Source organism: Streptomyces sp. NBC_01341, from assembly GCF_035946055.1.
Classification (GTDB): domain Bacteria; phylum Actinomycetota; class Actinomycetes; order Streptomycetales; family Streptomycetaceae; genus Streptomyces.
The window spans coordinates 7,302,469-7,323,762 of record NZ_CP108364.1 but is presented as its reverse complement, the minus strand read 5'-3'; the positions used below and the strand labels follow the sequence as shown (position 1 = coordinate 7,323,762).

Annotated in this window: 18 protein-coding genes and 6 pseudogenes; 11 read left to right on the top strand and 13 right to left on the bottom strand. The window is 66.4% G+C overall.

The window, feature by feature from the left end:
- The first annotated feature begins 560 nt into the window (after positions 1-560).
- The 5 genes and pseudogenes from OG206_RS32075 (at position 561) to OG206_RS32055 (ending at position 3,362) form a co-directional block, all read left to right on the top strand.
- Positions 561-1,442, top strand: a complete 882-nt coding sequence (locus OG206_RS32075) for a hypothetical protein (RefSeq protein WP_327122078.1) — start codon at positions 561-563, stop codon at positions 1,440-1,442.
- Positions 1,394-2,074, top strand: a complete 681-nt coding sequence (locus tag OG206_RS32070; RefSeq protein ID WP_327122077.1) for a restriction endonuclease — start codon at positions 1,394-1,396, stop codon at positions 2,072-2,074. Before OG206_RS32075 ends, OG206_RS32070 begins: the two co-directional genes overlap by 49 nt.
- Before the next feature lie 280 nt (positions 2,075-2,354).
- A pseudogene (cutA, locus tag OG206_RS32065) lies at positions 2,355-2,516 on the top strand (divalent cation tolerance protein CutA); the annotation flags it as partial.
- Entirely contained in the window at positions 2,494-2,805 is a 312-nt protein-coding gene (locus tag OG206_RS32060; RefSeq protein ID WP_327122474.1) for a hypothetical protein, read from the top strand. The pseudogene cutA and the gene OG206_RS32060, both read left to right, overlap by 23 nt.
- A gap of 173 nt (positions 2,806-2,978) precedes the next feature.
- Positions 2,979-3,362 carry a hypothetical protein gene (locus tag OG206_RS32055; RefSeq protein ID WP_327122076.1) on the top strand — a complete coding sequence of 128 codons (384 nt, stop codon included), beginning with the start codon at positions 2,979-2,981 and terminating at the stop codon, positions 3,360-3,362.
- Positions 3,363-3,412: 50 nt separating this feature from the next.
- Here the strand turns inward: OG206_RS32055 and OG206_RS32050 are convergent, their stop codons facing one another.
- Positions 3,413-4,684, bottom strand: coding sequence for an ATP-grasp domain-containing protein (locus OG206_RS32050; RefSeq protein WP_327122075.1), 1,272 nt, complete (start codon positions 4,682-4,684; stop codon positions 3,413-3,415).
- A 2-nt stretch (positions 4,685-4,686) separates the two neighbouring features.
- The gene (locus OG206_RS32045; protein ID WP_327122074.1) at positions 4,687-5,871 is read right to left on the bottom strand and encodes a hypothetical protein; all 1,185 of its coding nucleotides are present in this window, start codon (positions 5,869-5,871) and stop codon (positions 4,687-4,689) included.
- 317 nt (positions 5,872-6,188) lie between these two features.
- On the opposite strand from OG206_RS32045, the pseudogene OG206_RS32040 reads away from it, so the two are divergent.
- Positions 6,189-7,102: pseudogene (locus OG206_RS32040) on the top strand (transposase family protein).
- Between the two features lie 677 nt (positions 7,103-7,779).
- Here the strand turns inward: OG206_RS32040 and OG206_RS32035 are convergent.
- Together OG206_RS32035 and OG206_RS32030 are read right to left on the bottom strand one after the other, a co-directional pair.
- On the bottom strand, positions 7,780-8,757 hold the full coding sequence (locus tag OG206_RS32035; protein WP_327122073.1) for an NmrA/HSCARG family protein: 978 nt from the start codon (positions 8,755-8,757) through the stop codon (positions 7,780-7,782).
- A gap of 521 nt (positions 8,758-9,278) precedes the next feature.
- Complete coding sequence (locus tag OG206_RS32030; protein ID WP_327122072.1) at positions 9,279-9,617, bottom strand: hypothetical protein; 339 nt, start codon at positions 9,615-9,617, stop codon at positions 9,279-9,281.
- A 368-nt stretch (positions 9,618-9,985) separates the two neighbouring features.
- Between OG206_RS32030 and OG206_RS32025 the strand changes: the two genes are divergently transcribed.
- On the top strand, positions 9,986-10,471 hold the full coding sequence (locus OG206_RS32025) for a DUF1877 family protein (RefSeq protein WP_327122071.1): 486 nt from the start codon (positions 9,986-9,988) through the stop codon (positions 10,469-10,471).
- Positions 10,472-10,489: 18 nt separating this feature from the next.
- Here the strand turns inward: OG206_RS32025 and OG206_RS32020 are convergent, their stop codons facing one another.
- The 6 genes and pseudogenes from OG206_RS32020 to OG206_RS31995 all read right to left on the bottom strand — a co-directional run bounded on the left by OG206_RS32020 (position 10,490) and on the right by OG206_RS31995 (position 15,089).
- Positions 10,490-11,365 carry an IS5 family transposase gene (locus OG206_RS32020; RefSeq protein WP_327122070.1) on the bottom strand — a complete coding sequence of 292 codons (876 nt, stop codon included), beginning with the start codon at positions 11,363-11,365 and terminating at the stop codon, positions 10,490-10,492.
- Positions 11,366-11,840: 475 nt separating this feature from the next.
- Complete coding sequence (locus OG206_RS32015) at positions 11,841-12,641, bottom strand: maleylpyruvate isomerase family mycothiol-dependent enzyme (RefSeq protein ID WP_327122069.1); 801 nt, start codon at positions 12,639-12,641, stop codon at positions 11,841-11,843.
- Between the two features lie 314 nt (positions 12,642-12,955).
- On the bottom strand, positions 12,956-13,549 hold the full coding sequence (locus tag OG206_RS32010; RefSeq protein ID WP_327122068.1) for a transposase family protein: 594 nt from the start codon (positions 13,547-13,549) through the stop codon (positions 12,956-12,958).
- Between the two features lie 138 nt (positions 13,550-13,687).
- Positions 13,688-14,234, bottom strand: a pseudogene (locus tag OG206_RS32005) (GNAT family N-acetyltransferase).
- Positions 14,235-14,512: 278 nt separating this feature from the next.
- Positions 14,513-14,650: a transposase gene (locus tag OG206_RS32000; protein WP_327122067.1), complete on the bottom strand. Its 138-nt coding sequence runs from the start codon at positions 14,648-14,650 to the stop codon at positions 14,513-14,515.
- 64 nt (positions 14,651-14,714) lie between these two features.
- Positions 14,715-15,089, bottom strand: a complete 375-nt coding sequence (locus OG206_RS31995; protein ID WP_327122066.1) for a TetR/AcrR family transcriptional regulator — start codon at positions 15,087-15,089, stop codon at positions 14,715-14,717.
- A gap of 174 nt (positions 15,090-15,263) precedes the next feature.
- On the opposite strand from OG206_RS31995, the gene OG206_RS31990 reads away from it, so the two are divergent.
- The 4 genes and pseudogenes from OG206_RS31990 (at position 15,264) to OG206_RS31975 (ending at position 19,301) form a co-directional block, all read left to right on the top strand.
- A complete protein-coding gene (locus tag OG206_RS31990) occupies positions 15,264-15,506 on the top strand; it encodes a hypothetical protein (protein WP_327122065.1) in 243 nt (80 codons plus the stop codon).
- 185 nt (positions 15,507-15,691) lie between these two features.
- Positions 15,692-16,060 (top strand): hypothetical protein, encoded by a 369-nt coding sequence (locus OG206_RS31985; RefSeq protein WP_327122064.1) that lies wholly within the window; start codon positions 15,692-15,694, stop codon positions 16,058-16,060.
- Positions 16,061-16,411: 351 nt separating this feature from the next.
- A pseudogene (locus OG206_RS31980) lies at positions 16,412-17,249 on the top strand (IS5 family transposase).
- Positions 17,250-17,872: 623 nt separating this feature from the next.
- Positions 17,873-19,301, top strand: a pseudogene (locus tag OG206_RS31975) (NF041680 family putative transposase).
- 13 nt (positions 19,302-19,314) lie between these two features.
- Here OG206_RS31975 and OG206_RS31970 read toward each other — a convergent pair.
- From OG206_RS31970 to OG206_RS31960, 3 genes and pseudogenes are all read right to left on the bottom strand, one after another.
- Entirely contained in the window at positions 19,315-19,752 is a 438-nt protein-coding gene (locus tag OG206_RS31970; protein WP_327122462.1) for a pyridoxamine 5'-phosphate oxidase family protein, read from the bottom strand.
- Between the two features lie 324 nt (positions 19,753-20,076).
- A pseudogene (locus OG206_RS32670) lies at positions 20,077-20,526 on the bottom strand (GNAT family N-acetyltransferase); the annotation flags it as partial.
- 264 nt (positions 20,527-20,790) lie between these two features.
- Positions 20,791-21,090, bottom strand: a complete 300-nt coding sequence (locus OG206_RS31960; RefSeq protein ID WP_327122063.1) for a hypothetical protein — start codon at positions 21,088-21,090, stop codon at positions 20,791-20,793.
- Between the last annotated feature and the right edge of the window lie 204 nt (positions 21,091-21,294).

Below are 21,294 nucleotides of genomic sequence, written 5' to 3'. Positions count from 1 at the left end.
GAGATTCCAGCGCGTACTCCACCCACTCCTGCAGCGGCCTCGTAAGGTGCTCAGGCATGTCCTCGAAGGGACCGTCATGTTCAGGAGCCGCAACAAGGCCGGCACGAACGGAGAAGCGCGGGCGGGGCGTGGTCGTCATGCCGGAACGGTAACCGGACGAGGCAGCACGTCGCATAACCTTTCTGGGCGTTCTGGCACGACCGCATCCCCACTTGTGCATGGGGCGGCCGGTCCCATTGGGTCCCTGCAGGTCCTGGTTCCCGACCCCGCCCCGGCAAGAGCCGCTCAGCAGTGTTTGCACCGGATGGCCCAGCGCCGCTCGAATGGATCGGTGGCCATCACGCCTGCGCCGTTGTCTTCGTCAACACCAGCCCCGAGTTCCTGGCCCGGCACACGTGCACCCGCCCACAGCAGAGCGGCCAAGGTGGTGGGGTGGTGGCTCCCTGCGCGGGAAAGCAGTCATCCTGTGCGCGCAAATCAGGCCGTGGAGCTGATACGGGTAATACACGGCTTCCCGTGTGGGCAGTTCTTGTGCTTTGACGTGGAGTGGGGGCCGGTAAATGGCGCGCAGGAAGTCGTTGGCGGCACAGGTACTGCAGGTGTACCAGCAGCGCCAGAAGGCGAAGGCCGCCGCTGCCAAGCGGGCTGAGGCAGAGATAGCGCGCCAGGCCCGGGCGGCGGAGCGTGACGCGGCCGAGCGGGCCAGGGAGAACGCCCGCAGGGACCGTGAGGCGGCACAGGCGTGGACCCGTGCCCAGAAGGAGAAGCAGGCACAGCAGAGTGCCGACTCGCGCAGGGCTGAGCAGATCGTGCGGGATCTTGAGAAGCGGGATGCGGCACGGGCGAAGGAGCTGGAGCAGAAGCGGCGTGCCGAGGCACGCGAGCAGGCCACAGCCGATCGGCGTGCGAAGCAGCAGGCCGTTGAGGGGATGCGGCGGGAAGCCGCTGCGCGGACGGCCGAAGTGGAGGAGCGGCTGAGAGTTCTTGCCTCGGTTCTGCGTTCACGTCCTGCTGGGCTGCACCAGCTGCCGCTGGAAACGGAGCGTGCCTTCGGCCAGGGTGATCTTGAGGGGTTCGCAGTCGGTGTGGAGGAGGCGCCCGGCCCCGTCGACTACGCGCAGGGGCTCGGTGGGACGCGGCGGGTGGCTTTCGCCCCGGAAGCGAGGGAGCTGGTGGTAGAGGTCGAGCTGCCGGGGCAAGCGGTGGTGCCTTCGGTCAAGCAGTACTGGTTCAGGGCGTCCGCTCCCCCGGCGGTGGTTCCGCAGCCGCGGAAGGAGGCCGAGTGCAGGACTCTGTACCGGGATCTGGTGCCGCGGCTCGCACTGCGGGCCATCGATGAGGCTTTCGCTGTGACTCCGCCGACGCTGGTGGACGGGTCGCGTTCAACGGGAAGGTGCGTGCCAAGGACGGGGCCACTGGGAAGGCGATCGAGCCGTGCCTGATCAGCGTGCGGGTCAGCCGAGAGAGCTTCGCGGAGCTGGTCCTGGACGAACCCGAGCTCGATCCGGTCGCCAGCCTGCATCATCTCAACGCGATCGTCTCCCAGCACCCGTATGACCTTGTGCCGGTACGGCCTGTCGTCACTTTCGATCTGTCCCGGTACAAGATCGCCCCGGAGCGGGATGTTGTCGCCGGGCTCGACAGCAGGCCCGACCTGGTCGCGATGGACCCGATTGATTTCGAGCACCTGATCCGGCGGCTGTTCGAGAAAATCGGGCTGAAGTCGTGGGTGACTCAGGCATCCCGGGACGACGGCATCGACGCGGTCGCAGTCAACGAGGAGCCGCTCATCGGCGGGCTGTGCATCATCCAGGCCAAACGCACCAAGAACGTCGTGTCCGCCGAGACGGTGCGCTCGGTCGCGGGAGTTGTGAACGACAAGGGCGCGTCGAAAGGCATCGTGGTCACCACCGCATGGTTCGGCAGAGCCAGCTGGGACTTCGCTCCACGCAAAAGGGTCGAACTCATCGACGGCCGCCATCTCAAGGCACTGCTCCTGGAACACCTCGGCATTGATGCCCTCATCGGGCTGCCCAAGCTTCCGCCTAACTGGCAAACACGAGACGTGAGCTGACGCAAGCGGGGTGGTCAGGGACGGGCGACGGCTCTTCGGCTGCGGCTCACGAGGACTGGCCACCGGAGGGCGGTTCAAGGATGACAATGCCGCGGGGAATGACCCTGCGGTCGCGGAGGGGGATTTCATGAGCGAGGGCCGAAGGGCTCGGGCGCCGAACTGAGTGGCATCCGCTCGTCCGGCCTGACGAGCTTTCGCTGTTCGGGAATGCTTTCCTCTGGCGCGAGAGGAGGCCAAGAAGCCCTGGTGAGGCGAACGCCCTGCTGGTTAGGCTCCGACTATGACTGATTACGTGCAGGTATCGACCGCCACCGAGACGAAGCAGCAGGCAGTGGACCTCGCGGGCCCTGCTGTCCAGCGTCGCCTTGCAGCCGGTGCGCAGATCGTGGGGCCGGTCACCAGCGTCTTCTGGCACCTGGGTGAGTACGGCACGGGCGAGGATCCAGGTCATCTGCCTGGCCCTGCTGGTGTTCTGCCTCATCGAGCGGCAGGTCAGACGGGCCCTGGGCCCCGAACAGACCATAACCGGGCTCTACCCCGACAACCGCCGGGTCCGTCCCACCGGCCGAATGATCTTCTACCATCTCGGCGAACTCACCCTGCGGATCGGCCACATCACCGATCCACCCGCCGTCCAGATCACCCGTGGCGTCCAACTCCACCTCCTCGATCTCCTCGATCTCCTCGACACCGACATCGGACAAACCCGCTGGCCACAAACCTGTGACTGAGCGCTTCAGCTGCCCCGTGAGTGCGAGAGCCGGCCCTGTGCCGAGCACAGTTTGCCGTCACAGACGGCGGCGGCGTACGGCGACCGGCGCGTCCGCACCGGCCGGCGCCACAGACATCACCGTCACAGAGGCAGGCACACGGCCCCGGTACCGGACGCGGGCAGACTACGCACATGCAGCTCCCCGCCGAAGCCGTAGCCACCACTGTGTTGCTGGAGGTCGTAAGGATCTCCGAACTCCCGACAAAACGGGGCGCCCCGTATCCCGGCAGGGCGGGCGCTCACTTGATCGGGAGCGAGGCAGCCGGCGTCCTGGCCTTGATCGAGAGCCTGCCCGGCAGCGAGCAGTACCGCTGCGGCTTCTCGCCGGGCTGGAGCGTCCGGGCGTACGCGGACACTCTCGACCTGGCTCTGTTCGAGGCGGCGTTCTGCTTCAGCTGCCATGAAGTCCGCATGCATGGAACCACCGTCTCACCCGCACTGGCCACGCAGTTCTTCTACGCGGGCGCCCCGCAGGCGCACGCCCTCCTGACTCTCTTCCGCGAGGCAGCCCCGTAGCCGGTCGGCCCAGTCACCACAACTGAAACGGTGACCTGCGAAGTCCGGGTCTAGACGGCATCCGTAGGCAGGTCCGAATGCCCGTCCGTGTCGACCTCATACATGCCTGCGCCGTCGAGGAAGCGCAGTGTGTTCAGGTCCCGCCTCAGGACGGCCTCGACAGAGTGCCGCAGGGTCAGGGTTGCCGGGTACCCCAGATCCCACGTCGTGGGAACAATCGGATCGCCGGGCTTCACGATGAGATTCAGGTCATCGAAGCTGTCCAGCGCTTTGACCTCGTCGAGCGCACGGTAGCGCGTCAGACGGCCAGCGACCGGCGATGCGAGTGCCGCCCAGGCGAACGCGGTTCGCCGCCGGTACGCCGATCCCGCACGGGCCATGAACCGCTCCGGCCTGACGTAAGCATCGGCGGCCCATTCGAGCTGGCCCTCGCCTATGACATCCGCGACGAAGTAGGGAAGCCCGGATGGACGGGCGGCCGCCTCGACCAGTCGCGGGCCGTCGGGCGTCAGCTTGATCTCCACGTGCGCCGCGCCATAACGGATACCCAGGGCGTCAAGCACTCGATGGGCGAAGGGCACCAACTCGCCCACTACGGGGTCGTCCGAGTCGAGGAGAATCTGCGCGACGACCAGGTCCCTGACGCCATTTGCGCTGATGCGATCCGTGCTCCACACATCGGTGACTTGATGCACACCGTCGCAGCTGGCGGTGTTGACGATGTATTCCGCGCCCACCAGATACTCCTGGGCGACGACCTCGGTGATCTTCTCCCCGAGGACGGACGTGCGGTCCCTGACGGCCCGCAGAGCGGCGACCGACTCCTCAGGGCGATCACAGAAGCGGACTCCCTCGCCCCGCCCGCTTCGCAGTGGCTTGACTACGACCGTGCCACCGGCAAGGGCGTGCCAGGCGTGCAGTTCCGCTTCGTCGTTGGTACGGATCTGTCGCATCGCGGGGATTCCCAGCGATCTGATCCGCTCGATCTGCGTGTACTTGTCGCGGCGAGCCGCGCTGAGCGCGGTTCCGTTACCGGGCAGGCCGAGCCGTTCGGAAAGCGCGTCGGCCAGCTCCACGCCGGATTCCCGGCCGGGCAGCACAGCGCACGGCTGCAGCACCGCCAACTGCTCGGCAAGTTTCTCAAGGTCTCCGTCGTTGACGAGGGTGTGGCTGAATCTGGAGGTGTCAACGGGCAACACCGCCGGCAGAAGCGCGACTGTGCTCCTGACCTGAATGACTTCGCCACCGATCGCGCTGAACGTGTCTGTGTAACGGAAGCTGGTCGCGAAGGGGTCGACAACGGCCACCTGGAAGGCTGACATCGTCACTTGGTCCTTCCGTCCGTCGGCGTCTGTCCGCGTGCTGCGACGCTTCGGCGAGCCTCCAGCAGCCGGTACACCGAGTTGACGAGCACGTTATGCACACTGAAGCCGGACGTGCCGGGATTGTGGTCGTCGAGGATGTCCGCTTCGCCGGTCTGTCGGGCGATTCCCTTCTTGGTGACCACACTCCCGGGCGGGAACGCCTCCGGGATCGTCTTACGGGTGACGCCGAGATGCACCATGCGGAAGTCCGCAAACTTGTCGATGACATCCAGCAACGTAGCGGCGGCGGCGTCGTCAAGCTTCAGCCTTCCGTCGAGAACCGCGTCGACAACGTTGTCTCCCTGACTGGACGCCTCCCGCCATTCCGCGATCAGAGGGCGGGACCAGTCCGGGAAGTAGGCCATGGACTGGTCGAGGTAGACCTCATACTCTGTTGTCGGCGCGAGGAGGACCAGCTCCAGCAGTTGAACACTGGGCATGAAGGCCCCGCTTGCGCCTCGGGGGCCGCCCGGGTGCCCCATGTGGTACTGGCGAAACGAGTTGAACGCGTCCCTGGTGAGCTTGCCGTATTGCGCCATGTACAGCCTGAACTCCTCCAGGCTTCGCAGGACCGCGCCCAGCGTCTCGGCCGCATCCACGCCGTCCGCCTCCTGGAGAAGCGTGCACAGCAGCTCGAAGGCGGACCGCACGGTGGGCTCAGCCAGATGGTGCCCCAGGTAGAAGTCCCGCTCCAACCGGCCGAGCTCTCCCTCGGTGAACACCCTTATGTCGCCGCTCCGGTGCCATTCGCCCGCGTTGACATCGATGAGCAGCTCGTAGCTCATGTGGGGATCGAGAGAGGGAAATCGGGCGCACTGGGCCGCTACAGCATCCGACAGGTGGCGCGGAACTACTTCAGGGCCGCCGGGAAGGAACCCGTTGATCATAAAGAGGAGATCGAGCTGAATCACCTGCGCCACGGCGAGGTCGTCGACGCGGAGAGCGTGCGGCCCAAGTGAGGACAGAAGCTGCCCCTGCTTGTCCGCAAGCTCACGGTACGTCATACGACCCGCAGCAACAGCGCTCAGATCCACCGGCAGACTATCGAGTAAGTAGGAGCGAAGGGGCGACACCATCGAGGCATCAACACTCACCGCATCTCTAGGCGGGTGCCCCAGTCCGGTGAACAGCTGGTCCTTCTTCACTTCTTCTCCAGTATTTCGGACAGGCTCGCCGCGCCACGGGAAGCGGACGTGTCGGCGGCACGTGGTGCGCGCCCCCTCACACCCAGGGAAAGCAAGAGCGCGGACAAGTCACGCCACTGACGCAGCGTCACTTATGAAACGGTGTGAGATGTCCATAGGTTCACGCACCACTGATGTGGCGACGGGCAGCGAGCTGATAGTTAACCGGCCGGTACACCGAGCTGCCCGTGCCGCGCCACTTGGGTTCTCGCGAGCTGGTGCGTGATTGCGGGTGAGGTGTTCTTGCTGGTGGGTGGCATGATCCGGTTGTGGCGATCATGGTCAGTCGGACGGTTCTCGCGCATCAGGTGTTCACGGGGGTCTCCCGGGGCCATCTGGCCTGCCTGGTTGAGGAGTTGGCCGATCCTTGGCAGGCCGTGGTCGAGGGCCGGCGTTACGAAGCTCGCGGCGGGGCCAGGAAGCGTGGGGCAGGAGCGGGTGTCCGGCATCGGCTGGTGTTCGTCGACCGGGTCGTGGCCACACTGATTCATCTGCGGCATGATTTGCCGCATGCAGCGTTGGGGCTGCTGTTCGGCGTCGACCGCTCCACGATCACCCGTGCGATCGGTGAGACACGAGGGCTGCTGGCCGAGCGGGGATGCGCGGTCCCAGACCGGCCCGGCCTGCGGCTGCGGACCCTGGCGGATGTGTTCGCATACGCCAAGGCTGAAGGCATCGCACTGCGGCTGGACGCCACCGAAGTCCAGGTCCGCCGGCCCCCGGCCAGCCGCGGCGGACGCCGTTCCTTCGTCTCGGGGAAGAAGAAGCAGAACACGATGAAGGCCACCGTCATCGCCGACCATCAGGGCCGCACACTCTGGACCGACACCCTGCGACCAGAACGGATGCATGACGCGACCGCCGCACGCAATGAAGACATCGGCACCTGTTTCCAGCACTTCCCGACGTGGAAGTCCTCCTGGACCACGGCTACCTCGGACTCCATCGCGACCACCCCGGCCAAGCGGTCACCCCGCCCAGGAAGGGAAACAAGGTCAGCCCACCCGAGGTCCTCGAAGCCCGCCTACGAGCCCGACACCGGCACTCTTCAAAGCGCATCACCGTCGAACACGCCCTCGCCGACCACAAACGCTGGAAGCAACTGACCCACTGGACCCACCGCCGGGAGAACCTGCCCGCCACCTACCGGGCCATCGCCGGCCTCGTCTCCGACCACAACACCACCGACTGACACAAAGCCCCAGGTCAGGTCAGGCACCCACGTCTCCAACGCAATCACGCACCAGCTCGTAAGAACCTCGGTGGTCTCATCCATGGTCGAGATCATGACAGTTCCCCGCAGAGACGTTCGACACTGCCCACGACCAACCAGTCACAACCACTTTGCCGACCGCCAAATGGCGCACGTTTGTCCGCACTCACCACAGCAGGTCAGAGCGCTGCCGGTTGCCCAGGCTGCCCCGGGAGCGCAGCCTGGAAGTGGTTCCGCACACGGACCAACCAGAGCGGTCCGTGCCCCCCGGTGGGCACGGACCGCTCACCCGTGAGATCGGCTACTCACCACGGCAGGTCAGCGCCGGGTGCGGCCACTCGCCACGGTGCGATCTCTCCGTTCTGTGACAGCGGAGTGAGAGGCGGTGAGGTTCTGTGCGTTGGTGCAGGTCGGTGCCGGTTTCCGAATGGGAGCGCGCTGTCATGGGTGTGAGAGATCGCGGCGATGCCACTGCCACAGGGCGGTATTCCTGCAGGTGGTTCACTGCCACGAAACCGAGAGATCGCAGTCGGTGTCGTGCCCGAGGGGCCGGCCACCCCGGCGGCCCTTCTTGTTCCGGTTGGCGGTCTTCTCCGGGGATGACGGACGGGGAGCAGCCGCGGACCCGACAGGGCCGCTCCCTCGTGGTGCGGCGATCAGGCGTTGAGCGCGCGAAGGGCAGCCCGGTTCTTCCCGATCCAGGTCTCATAGCTTTCCAGCTGGGGGTTGAGGTTGTGGGTCAGCTCGATGTCCCGCAGCTCCGTGTCGTCCGACCTCTCGGCGAGGAACTGAAGTCCGTTGGCGACCGCGACCGCGTGCGGGATGGGCAGACCGCGGAACTCGGGCCAGCTGTAGGGCTGATAGGTGACCTTCTCGCCGACGGCCGCGGAGAGCATCTCGGCGAGCTGTTCGCCGGTGACGTGTTCTGCCGCAATGGACACCGTTTTACCGATCCAGTCACCGGCGGACTTGAAGATGAGGTGCACCGTGCGGCCGATGTCCTGGGCTCCGATCACTGTCATCTTGCGATCAGCGATGGGAATGGAAAGGACCAGCTCGCCGCGCGGGTTGCGGACTGGTCCCATGCCGAGGAAGAGCGTCTCGTAGAAAAACGGCAACCGCAGGTAGGTCGTGGGCACTTGCAGTTCGGCAAAGATCGCGTCTGCCTGGGCCTTCACATCGAAGTGAGGTGCCGTGTAGCCACCCTCGACCCGGGGAACCGTGTCTCCTGTGCCCTCGAAGTGGGGCCGTGTGTCCTCCAGGGTCGACCACACCACGTGGCTGACGCCGGCGGCCTTGGCCGCTCGCGCCGCGTTGGCAGCCTGCTCGAACTCCCTGACGGGTCGGGGCCTGGCCGCTTCCTGTTCGGGAGTCAGCGGGGACCAGAAATCCGTCACGACGAAGGCGCCATGTGCTCCTGCGAAGGCCTGGGCCAGGCTGGACTCACTGTCCAGATCGGCTTCGACGACCTCCACGCCGCGTGCCACGAGATCCTCCGCCGCGCGCGAACTCGAGTCCCTCGTCAGGGCACGCACCACGAACGGGCTGTCCGGATCGGCGAGGACCGCGTCCACCAACCCCCCGCCCTGCTTGCCCGTGGCACCGACCACAGCAATGATCTTCTTGATCTCCACGCGAACTCCATGTAGTTGATTTGGCAAGTACTTTGGCAGTCTACAGGCCGCCACCCACCAGGCAACGGCTCTCGAACGGGAGAATGACATCGCCCGGTCCGCGTCCTCCTCAGCGCTGCGAACGCCGGTCGACTTGCCGAGCGGAAAAGGGCGTTGGGCCGTCGGGCAGTTTGCACAGGACGGCCTCAAAGCCTCTCGGCAAGCCTGTTCCAGCGGACGACCCCAGGTGCGCGCCGCTGCGGTCCAGGGGGAGGCGGCCTGCACCGCTACACACATCGGAGTGCGCTCTCCACGATCGCGTTGATGACGACGTCAGGCTGCAACTCGCGGCAGCCCTCCGTTCCTACGACCTGCTCGCGGCGCCGATAGTGACGGCGCGGACTGCCCGCCTCGATCTTTCTTCATGGTCCACTGACGGAGTCGGCGGACCAACTTGTTGCGGGTGGCGGAGGCTGGACAGGCTGAGGGCCCGAGGCCGACGCGGGCTAGGGCCTGTTTCAAAAGCCCGCTTCGAGTAACGGTCAGTCAGTGGCGAGGGCGTCGGAGAGGCTGACAGCAGGGCGGCCGAGCGTTGCTGTCAGCACGCGCTGCTGGCGCTCAGTCAAAGACGCTATGAAGATCACCGCGTCGGCATTGGCCTGGTCGCACGCCTGAGCTACCTCGCGGACCTTTCCGTAGCTCAGCAGGGTCCGCGAGGAGTAGGGCAGGCTCATCTTCTGAACTCCGCCGTCCGAGACGCCTCGCCGCTGCACGATCTGCACGACCACATGAGCGCCCCGTGCTGCCAGTTCTTGGGCTGCCGAGGTCATGAGGGATTCGAAGTCCTTCTGCTTCGCAGAGAAGTACCCGACCAGCACCACGTCAGCTCCGGCGGCCGTAAGCTGCGAAGACTGGCGTCGCGCTCGCTCCGGTGGCTTGCGGCGAGCAGGGCGCCGGTCGTGCCGTCTGGGCTGATACATGGACCACAGGCTAGAAGCCCGGCCACCTGCAGCGATACCTCGTTTCCGCTGGCCCGGGCCGACCCGGGAGATCAGAGCCATTCGTTGATGACGGCGATGGTGACTGTGGCCTCGTAGCGAACGGTGAGCTTGTCGTACCTAGGCCGTGTACCGAAAGTCCTGCCAGATGGTGCGAGTCGATCTCGACGACACATGGCTGTCAGCGCCCTCAAGTAGATTCTGTCCGTTCGACCCGTCGGGTGGGTCGTCGAGCTGAGGGATTCATCGTCATGAGCATCTACCTGCACTTTCGTGCCGCGGCGGAGTCCGAGATTCGGGACGATCACACCTGGCTCGCCGCGTTCATGTCTGAGGCTTGGGAAAACGACGAAGCCGAGTACGCAGCAGGCATTGCCCACTCGATCAACAAGAGCTGGAACGCTGTCAACGACCTCTATGCCGCGGCCGATGCCCTCTGCACAGACGCCGACGAGCCTTGGACACTGCCGATCTACGGCGGCCGCCCCGTGCCCCACAGCACTGATGCAGACCCCTCCGACCCGCCGCTGATGCTTCTGGAGCCGTCTGGAGTGTCACAGGCCGCGCGTTTCCTTGCGACTGTCTCTTTCGACGATCTGTGGAACGTTGTCGATGCCAGGTTCACTCCCCTCGGCTGGACCAGGCAGGAGCACCTCGAACATCACCGGGACTTGCAAGCGTTCTACGGGCAGGCGGCTTCGGCAGGCCACGCCGTGGTCAAAGCGGTGTGGGCTTGACGCGTGATCACGTGCCGGTCATAGCCATTCGTTGATGGCTGCGACCAGCACAGTCGCCTCGTAGCGGACCGCGAGCTTGTCATACCGCGTGCCGACAGCGCGGTTCCTTTTGAGACGGTTGATGCCGCACTCGACCGCGTGGCGCTCGCGGTAGTCGACCGGGTCGAAATGCGGCGGCCGGCCACCGCGGGAGCCGCGGTTTTGGCGGTTGCGCGCCTGGTCGGCCTTGTCCGGGATCGTGCAGCGGATCCCGCGGCGGCGCAGGTAGGCGCGGTTCTTCCGGGAGGCGTACGCCTTGTCCGCCCGCACCCGGCCGGGGCGGACGCGTGGCCGCCCCGGCCCAATGCGGGGCACTCGGACCTTCTCCAGCACTGGTTCGAACTGCGGTGAGTCCCCGCGCTGTCCTGCCGTGATCACGATCGACATGGGTTTCTGGCCCTGCTCGACTGCCAGGTGGAGCTTGGTGGTGAAACCGCCACGTGATCTTCCCAGCCCGTGATCACGGGGCTCGGTGAAGATGCCGCCCGGCGGCTCCTTCTGCAGGTCGCCCTGCCTGCGGGCCCCGGCCGCATGCTGATGGGCACGGCAGACCGTGGAGTCAACGTTCAAGTCCCACGTGATCGCACCCTGCGTGTCGGCCAGGGACTGGAGACAGGTGAGGATCCGCTGCCAGGTGCCGTTCCGCTGCCATCGGCGGAACAGGTCGTAGACCCGGCTCCACGGTCCGTACTCGATGGGGACGTCCCGCCACGGAACACCGGTCCGGACGCGAAAGCGTATGCCGTCGATCAACCGCCGCCGAGGCCACACGGGCGGCCGACCCGCCCTGGCACCCTTCGGCAACAACGGCTCCAGCACCGCCCACTGCTCGTCCGTGAGATCTCCCCGCCCCATGAACCGTGATCATTCACAGCCCAAGATTCACTTTCGATACACGGCCTAGTGAGCGATCCCGGCGACGAGGCCATTCATGACTGGGGGCGTATGCAAGAGTACTTCCACGAGTTCGTGCTCATTGACCGCTCAGATGGACGGATCACTCTCCTCGTCGCAGCGGACGACTGAGTCAATCGGCATGGCTGCCGTGGAAGGGCGTTCGAGGGATCAGGGGCGGAGCCACAGGCGAAGCGCGGCCAGAGTCACCGTGGGGTGATGGCCTTCCGCTCCCGTCCGGCGTTGAACCGCGTATGATCCACCCTTACGAGCAAGACCTCGGCGCCCTCTACGTGACCCGCGCTCCGGCCCACCTGGACGACGATGTCGCCGCCCTGGCGCTGATCGCGCACTGCCCCGACATCAGCGCCGCCCGCATCACATACGGGCTCGCGTGGCGAAGAACGCGAACAGCAGCTTGCCGGGCCGATACGTCCTACTTAACCTCCGGCTCCCAGGCGCGGAGCAGGTCGAGCAGCCCTGCGTCTCCGTCAACGTGCAAGGAGGCGGCCGGGATACGGTCGTACAAGTAGAGGACCAACTCACTGGCCGTGCCATGGACGGAGGCGCCGGCTACGTCCGAATCCTCGTCGGTCGCGGCAGTGTCCGCGGGGATGCGGGTGACGCGTGCGCCGTCGCCATCGACCGTGAGGCGCCAGGAGCGGCCCTCCGCGGCGTGGAAGGCGAAGGCCGTGGGCTTGTGCGGCCAGGCACTCGGCGTCGCGCAGACGGTGAACAGGAACTCCTCCACACCGTCGAGTGCCACCTCGACCGGCAGCGGTTGCGAGGCGGCCCCGGCGAGCTGGGCGTCGTACGTGTGCACCGCGGTCTCCTGTGCCCGATGCCGGGCGATACCGCCGGAGGTTTGCGGTGACTGCGACGCAGGCCACCACGTCCAGCCACCGCTCTCCGGTCCTGCCTCGCGCAGGGCGCTCACCAGAAGCTGCGTCGACGCGGCCAGCCAGGCCAGCAGGACCTCACGCTCCCGCGGCACTTCCAGAGCGGCGCGCGCAGCGGTGGCCTCGGCCGGGGGAGCGTCGGCGGGCCCCGCGCCGACGATGGCGGCCCAGAAACGGTCTCCCCCACCCAGGTGCTTCACCAGATCGAGCAGCGTCCACCCGGGGCAGGTCGGCACCTGCACATCGAGGCTGGGAGCGGCGGCGACCGCGGAGCGGAAGGCCCCCGACCGTTCGTCGATGAGTCGCAGCAGGTCGGGGAATGCCAGAGTGTTTTGCACGCCGGATGTCTATCACTGCGTCCCGTGCGACCGCACGCGGATTTTCACAGCCGACGCGGCGGGCGCGCGGCACGGGATCCGACAGCTCGTCCTCCAAGCCCCGGCTCCCGTCATCACGAAGGCACTGGGCTACCACGACAAGAAGCCACCCGCCTGGCCACCGAAGCTGGAGGAACCGGGAGCCGATACGCTCCCGGCGACCACACACGGTGATTGCGCCTGAGCTCGGTTCGCCGCTCCACAGGCTCACGAGATTAACGAGCTCGTGCACGGATAGCGGTGGGACGTCGGTGGCGTCGGTGGGGCCTTGGTGCTCACGTCTGCCGAGTCGGGATCCGGTCTGCGGTCTGCTGCTGGGACAGTAGGCCGGCGATCGCTTGGACGGTGTCGTCCATGTGCTCGCGGCGGCCGAGGTGACGGGCCAGCGCCCGCCAGTTCTTCAGGTGGGCGATGCCGTGCTCGACCCGGATGCGGCGTGAGGAATGCGCCTTGCGCTGGCGCTCGTGCATCTCCTCGTACCAGTCCGGGGCATTCTTCTTGAACTTGCGGTGCGGCGGCGTCACGACGCGTCCGCCGGTCTGTGCTCCGAGTCCCTGATAGCCGGCATCGGCAAGGATCTCGACCCCTGCACCGTCGGCCAAGAGCTTGACCAGCCCTAACTCCCGGGCGTGGGTGATGTCCGCGCAGCTTCCGGGCTTGGTCGGGCTGCAGAACAGCAGCCGCCCGTCCCCGTCGGTGAACACCATGGCCTTCACGGCGTTCTGCTTGTTCTTGCCGGAGATGAACCTGTCCCGGTCCTTGCGGCCGACAGCCGGGCGGCGGACACGGATCTCGGTGCCGTCGATGATCCCGGTCTTCGCGGCCTGGCCGAGATGGTCAACAACCTCAGCCAGGGTTCGCAGCCGCACGCCGGGGCTGATGGGGAATAACGCGGCTCTGTCCGCAGTTCCGTGAGCCCGTTCACAACGACCTGTTTTGCCACCGGGAAATAGAACCGCGGGCGCAACGCCCCCGCGGCTGAAACGCGGGGGCGTGGACGGGCGCATTCAGGCGGGCAGCTTCTTCAGCATCACCGCGTACACCGGGGAGTCGGCGAAGGGCTGCTGCTCCCCCACCTTCGCGTAGCCCCACGTCTCGTAGAGCTCTTGCACCTTCGGGTGGGTCACGTCGACCAGGAGTACGGCGAGATCCTCGCTCCGCTCCGTCAGCAGCGTCTCGTGCAGACGGTCCGATATGCCCTGCTTCCGCCACCGCGGGCGCACCATGACCTCCGAGACGGCGAAGGTCATGGTGTGGCCGTCGTCCGGCTCGAACTCCGTGGAGCGCCACCATTCACGCCCCGGCTGCAGCGGGGCGCCGTAGGCGAGGCCGGTCGGTTCGTCCCCGTCGAAAGCGACGACGCAGGCGTAGCCGTCCATTGCGGACCAGTGGTCGACGAACCAGGGAAACCGCTGGTTGAACTCGTTGTCACATGGCATCGGCGTAGGAGTCGGCGTGTACATCGATCAGCATCTCCTTGAAGCCTTCCGGGAGGCTTCCCCGGCTGTAGTGCCGCAGATCGATCACCCTTGTCGTCGTCACGCTCGACTCCATTCAGTTCGCATACGTTCTGCCCAGTCTGTTGGACCTGGCGAGGGGCCCGGCGGCGGGGTTTGAGGGTTGTCGCGGTCGACGGCACTCCGCTGCCGGTCCCGGACTGCCCGGCCAACCTGACGGTATTCACTCGCCAGCGACTCGGCAGCGGGACCTCGGGTTACCCGCAACTGCATCTGACCGCGCTGGTGACCTGCGGGACCAGGTCGGTCCTCGGGGCCGTGTTCGGCCCTGCCACGACCGGCGAAATGGAATACGCCCGCCGCCTGGCCGTGGATCTACGGGCTGGCGTGCTCCTGCTGGGCGACCGGAAATTCCCGGGCGACCGCGGTGACCGTCCTGCCAGAGGAGTCGACGAGCGCGATCGCGTCCCGCTTGAACTCCTCGGTGTACCGCTTCGTGTACTTGTTTCCCACCTCGCACTACTTCCTCTGGAACCTCAGGTCCCAGTCTCCAGGTGTCCACGATCAAGGGGAAGCTTCACCAGAGGGCCTCACCGTCTTCATGAACAGGCAATACCTTGCGGATGGCTTCATGAACGGCGTGCTGGTTCTCGTTGCCCGCCCGCGTCCCTTTCGCCAGTGCCCCGATGACCATGTCCGGGGTACGCAGGGCGAGCATGTCCTCGGCGGCCTGCCGGTAGCCCGACGCCGCCACGCCTTGGTCGACGATCCGGTTCAGGATGTCGCTCTTGCTCCCGACGCTGGCGAACACGGTCTTGGGTGCGACCCCGGCCGCGAAGGCGATGTCGGCAACGGCCACTCGCCCGTAGCCGCGGGCGGCGAACAGCGCCGTCGCCTCGCGAAGGATGAGCTCACGGGTGCGGGCCGCGCCCTGCTCACGCAGCGGGGACATATAAGGGCGCTTGGTCTACATAATCCGATGCTAACACCGTGAATTCATTAGGTAAGGTGTTACCTGAACGTGCTTCGAGGGCCGCTGGCCGTGTGCCGGCGGGATCTGGGCCGCACTGTGCCCAGTCGAAGCCCGCAGCGCCGATCGCCGACGAAAGGCTTGGCCAAAATGGGAATGGACGCTTCGGAACTGGGTCGCGGCCTCTTCCGCATCCTTGAGACGGGTGACCGGGCCCTGGCGGCGGACGTGGTGCACGCGGACTTCCGCAACCGCGAGGCCGCCGTCTCGCCAAGGGCCTGTTCGATCCCCGGGCCGGCCGGCGTGCTCCGCATGGTCGGGTGGCGGCCGACCGGGCGGGCCAAGCGCGCCGCGGAGCTCGTGACTGCGCAAGCCGCCGAGGCCGCCGCCCAGGTGTAGACGTTCCCTCACACCGTCCGGGCGGTCCGGGGCGACCCGGCGAGGATGGAACAGCGTCCCGTGACACAGCGCCGCGACTCACAGAGGTTCCAAGCGCGTGCCCGCAACCGCGACGGCACGCGAGGCAACCTCTTCCCCACCACACCCCACCAAGAGAAGTTCACCCCTACACCGAAAGCAGAGAGATGCACGCCAACAAGAACGATGAAGCCGTCACCGTCGAGACCCCGGGCTACGTGGGCAAGTGGTCGGAGTTGGGCGACATGCACTTCGCCTTCGAGACCTGCACCGCCGGATACAGCATGGACGACCTCCTCACGGCCTTCCCCGACCGCGCCTGCCCCGTCGAGCACTGGGGTTATCTGTTCCGCGGAGAGGTCCGCGTCGAATACACGGACGGAACCGAGGAGTTCCTCACCACGGGGGACGCCTTCCACATCAAGCCGGGCCACCGGCCCTACATGACCGCCGAGACCGAGCTGCTCCAGCTCACCCGCGCCGCCGACCACCAGCACCTGGTGAAGACCTTCAGCGAGGCCGGGCTGCTCGGCTGACAGTGATGATGTTCGTGGTGACGCTGCGGGTGGGTCTGACCCCTCGGCTGACTGACGTCTCGACTGTCCTGTTTGGGATTCGTCGGCCCGCCGGGCGTCACCACGCACACGGCCGGACGGGCGCTGTGACTTTGAAGAGCGTTTTGTCCCGGCGGGGGTGTTTGGTGGGCTCTTGGATGAGTGGAGTGCCTGTGAAGGTTGAGGCTGGCGGTCACTTTCGTGGCACCTGTTGCGGGTGACGACGGTCGAGGGTCCGTTTGAGCCCCTTCGCTCCTGTCTGATCCCAAGACGCCCCCACTCACACCTGTTTGCGCCCTGTGGTGGGATGCCGCTTGACGGAACTATCGAAACATGTCTCGACAGCGGCCGTATCCGAGTGACCTGTCCGATGCCCGATGGGAACTGCTTGAGCCCATTGTGTCGGCCTGGCGGGCCGAGCGGCGAGGGAAGGGCCTGGATATCGGGCGGCCGCCTGAGCACGACCTGCGCCGGATCATGGACGCGGTGTTGTATGTGGACCGGACCGGGATCCCCTGGCGCTATCTTCCCCACGACTTCGCTCCGTGGGAAACCGTCTACGGATACTTCGCCGCCTGGCAGAAGGACGGCGTGTTCGACCAGCTCAACGGCCTGCTCCGCCGACTTGTCCGGGAGGCCACAGGCCGGGACGCCGAACCGAGCGCATACGTCCTGGACGCCCAGAGCATCAAGACGTCCGCCAACGTCCCGGCCACCGGCCAGGGCATCGACGCGGGCAAGAAGATCGCGGGCCGCAAGCGCCATATCGGCGTCGACACCCTCGGCCTCCTCCTCGCGGTCTGGGTCACCGCGGCCAGCGTCTCCGACAACGTCGGCGGGATCCACCTGCTCTCGCGCATCGCCAAGGCCCACCCCAGAATCACCAAGGCATGGGCCGACAGCGGTTATCGAACCAAGGCCGTCGACCACGGCGCCACCCTCGGCATCGACGTCGAAGTCACCCGCCGCGACCCTGGCCAGAAGGGCTTCAAGGTCATCCCCCGGCGCTGGGTCGTCGAGCGGACATTCGGTGGCTCATGAATCACCGCCGCCTCGCCCGCGACTACGAAACCCACCCGCACCGCTCCGAAGCCATGATCGCCTCGCGATGATCGACCTGATGAGTCGCAGGCTCACACGAGAGTCGACTACGAACTGGAAGCACTCATAGCCGCCGAGCCACGCTGACCCGCGCGTCCTTACCCCTCAACGCCTGCGGCCAGCGGCCATCAATGACACCCGCCATATCCCGGCAGGCGCCACAAGCGTTCTCCCGCCCTGGCAGCCCCCAGTAATCCGACGATGACATGCCGGCGACCTGGATTCCGCACAGCGTCCTGTCGAAGATGCCGAAAGCATGGGAGACGTCAGCGGTGAGGCCGTCCGCGACGGCCCGCTCCCAACGCATGCCCACGGGCAAGTACGGCGGCCGCGCAACCTCGAACCACTCGCCACCCACATGGGTGGAGGCGTAGCACCAGGAACAGGACCAGATCTCCTCTTCCCAGACTGTCGGCAGTGTCGGCCATCGCCACATCGCACGTCCACACACATCGCACTCCACGGACGGATCCTCACACGCCGCCGCGCGCGCCCCAACCCGCCTCACAGTGCGCGACATATCAAACACCCCCGCCGGGACAAAACGCTCTTTAAGCTTGTTCTTTTTCTTCCGGCCTCGAACGGTGTCTTGAACTGAGTCGCTCACCTGGGGATTCGCCGGACACGGGGGCGGCCTTCGTCTGACCATGTGCTCCGACCAAGGTGCACGTGACCAAGACGAAGGCCGTGAGGGTGAGTCTGCTGCCTGATGCCGTCCGGAGGGAAGCGTCACGCTTCCGGGAAGAGTTCTACGAGTGTCTGACCGCCCGGCGGGATGAGTCGTTCGAGCTGGTGGACGCGGTGCTGTGTGCGGACGGTGCGGTGAAGTCCCCGGTGGACCTGACGCTGTTGCCCGAACATCGTCGTGGACACGGAGCGATGTACGGCGGCTTGAACCGCGGCCGCATCGACACCGATCGGCTGCGGACGGTGCTGGCCGGGCTGTCGCTGCCGCGTTTCGACGGCGGGCGCCTGGTCCTGGCGGTCGATGTGTCACCGTGGCTCCGCTCGGACGCGCCGTGCTCGGCCGAGCGGCTGTTCTGCCACGTCTACGGCCGTGCGAAGACCGCCTCGCAGTTCATCCCGGGCTGACCCTACTCCTTCGTCGCCGTGCTGGAGCCGGGTGCCACGTCCTGGACCGCGATCCTGGACGCGGTCCGGCTCGGCCCGGCCGACGACGCGACCGCGATCACCGCCGCCCAGCTCCGAGGAGTAGTTGAGCGTCATCGCCGCGGGCCAGTGGCAGGACGGGGACCCGCATATCGTGGTCGTGAGCGATGCAGGCTATGACGTCACCCGTCTGGCCTGGGTCCTGCGCGACCTGCCCGTTGAGCTGGTGGGCCGGGTTCGCTCCGACCGTGTGATGCGTCTGCCGAAGCCGCCGCGGACGCGCGGAGTCAACGGCCGGCCGCCCAAGCACGGCCCGGAGTTCCGCTTCACGAAGCCGGAGACCTGGCCTGAGCCCGAGATCACCACCGTCACCGACACCACCAACTACGGCAAGGCCGAGACCCAGGCGTGGGACCGGGTCCACCCCCGGCTCACCCACCGCTCATCCTGGCTCGATCACGACGGTGAACTCCTGCCGGTCGAGGGGATGTTGATGCGGTTGAAGGTCGAGCATCTGTCGAAGGAACGGGATGCCCCGCCGGTATGGTTGTGGTCTTCCAAGACGGGCGCCACCCCCAACGATGTGGACCGCTTCTGGCAGGCATTTCTCCGCCGCTTCGATCTGGAGCACACCTTCCGCTTCGCGAAACAGACCCTCGGCTGGACCACCCCGAAACTCCGTACTCCCGAAGCGGCGGACCGCTGGACCTGGATCCTGATCGTCGCCCACACCCAGCTCCGGCTCGCACGTCCCCTCGCCGAAGACCTCCGCCGGCCCTGGGAGAAACCCACGAGCTCCGACCGGCTCACTCCGGCCCGGGTCCGCCGGGGGTTCAGGAACATCCGCGCTCACCTCGCCTGCCCGGCCCGTGTTCCCAAACCCCGAGGCGCCGGCCCCGGACGGCCACCCGGCGCCAAGAACAAACACCGAGCACCCCGCTACGACGTCGGCAAGACCGTCAAACGCCCCGAGACCCTCAAGGCCATCGATAGACCCGGCAGGTCCTGGTAGGCAGAGCACGAGATCAGTGAGCGACCGTATAGCTCAGATCGCGGGCTGTCACAGATGAGGGGGACAGCCGCAGCCATACCGTGCCGCGCTCATCAGGATCATCATGCAGGTAGCGGACAAAACGCGAATCCCAGCGTGATTCATCCGCGCCCAGGTAGCGGATCAACTTGCGGCGCCCGCGTGGGACGTCGAAGCCAACAAGTTCGGCCCGGCCACGGGCAATGACCTGGCGAACAAGCCCCGTAGTGATGTCACATACGTCCACCACAAGAGCGATCTGCGGGTCCGCACTCACTCGGTGAAACAGCTTGGTCCAGGGGCCGGTCAGAACCCAGAAGGCACCCTCCTCCCATAGAAACCACACAGGTCGTACGCTCGGCCCGTCGGTAGCGATGCGCGCGGTGAGCGGCTGACTGAGGAAGGCATCGATATCAAAGGGAGCAGGTTCCATGTCTCCATGCTCGATCTTCCACACGCCGCGGAACACCCCGACCTTCGACCTAGGTCGAGCTATCGGTAGATCCTGGTAGATAAAGAACAAGTTAAGCCCCCGTGCCCGCTCCCCACCGACGATCCCGAAGAGCTCCTCGCAGCCAGTGAGCCCGCTCACCGTCACGGGTGGACGCTCGCGCAAGTGCCAATCTTCACGGGAGAGACGGAACCGCTGGGACTCGATGACCTTGCCGTGCATGGCGTCACGCGTGATGCCGTCGGGGCGGTAGCCGAGTTTCAGCGACACGGAAACCGAGGAGAGGTTGTCAGTGAAGGACGTCGATGTCGCCGACGCGGCACCCAGTTCCGCGAACGCGAGGTGCAGCATGGCAACGCGCATCTCGGTCCCAAGTCCCCGACCCTGGTGGTTCAGCCCGATCCACCGCCCGAGACGATCTCTTGGCGGACGCCGAAATCCACGGCTCGCATGTCCTGAACGCCCACGGGGCGCCCCTTCGAAGAAGGCGACGAGTTCCAGCGCCCAGTTCTGCGGCGTCCACCGTCCCAGCCGACTCCAGTGCAGCTGCATGACATGCCGTGCGCGCTCGGCTGGCGGCAGGTCGGTCCAAGGCGTCAAGAAGGGCCGGGCGTTCGGCCCGTGGACGCCCCGCGCGGCGACATCGGCAAGCTCCGCCAACCCGCCTCGGATGGAAGTCGCAACTCCAGACGCGGAGACCGTACGCGTAGGCCTTTCAACGGCCAACGATCGATAAGCACGTCCGCCAGTCTGCACAGATCGTGCCCGGACCACACAACCTTTCCCCCTGGGAATTGGTCCTCAGTAGCAAAAACTGTCGAACCAGCGCTCTTTGCTCCAATCGAAGCAACCCCATCGGTAGCTGAGGGCGCGCCGTGACCACGGACGCGCTGGTGGCGTTGCCTGCCGCCCTGGTACCTGCCCGCGCCTGCGTCAGGCGGGTACCGGGCACCCCCGTCCGCTACATCACGCTCCAACACCAGCCGCGGAGCACTTCGGGTGAGTCTCGATAGGTTCTGTTCAGGCGATGGGCCGGCTCACTGGCTCCTCAGCGGAGTCGTGGACCAACTCGGCAAGCTGAACGAGGTAGTTGTACTTCCCGGTACGCCCCTGTAGACGCAGGAGGTAGGAGCGGTCGGAGCACTGGTAGATCTCGCGGCGGCGGACTTTCCAGCGGGTGTGCGTGTACGTGTGCGCCGCGTGGAGGAGAGCAGCCGTGGCTTCTTCGCTGGTGCCCTCGATTTCCGTGACGGTACGCGCTTCGGTGTTTGCCTCTGCAATACCGCCGACAGGTATGGCCAGCACGATCCATCGGGTCATCGCGCGATCAGTTCCTTCCCCTTCGGCGTCGCACCGCCGCGACCCCGCAGTGCCCAGTGTGACAGTGTGCAGCGGCACTTGGGCAGGAGACGGTGGGCAGCGGAGCGCTCCGGCGGGCCGCCGGAGCCCTGCACGCGAGTATCGGCGCACGCCACCGCCACAGGGCTCCGACATCGGGTTCCTCGACCGGTGCCGGGGCGACGG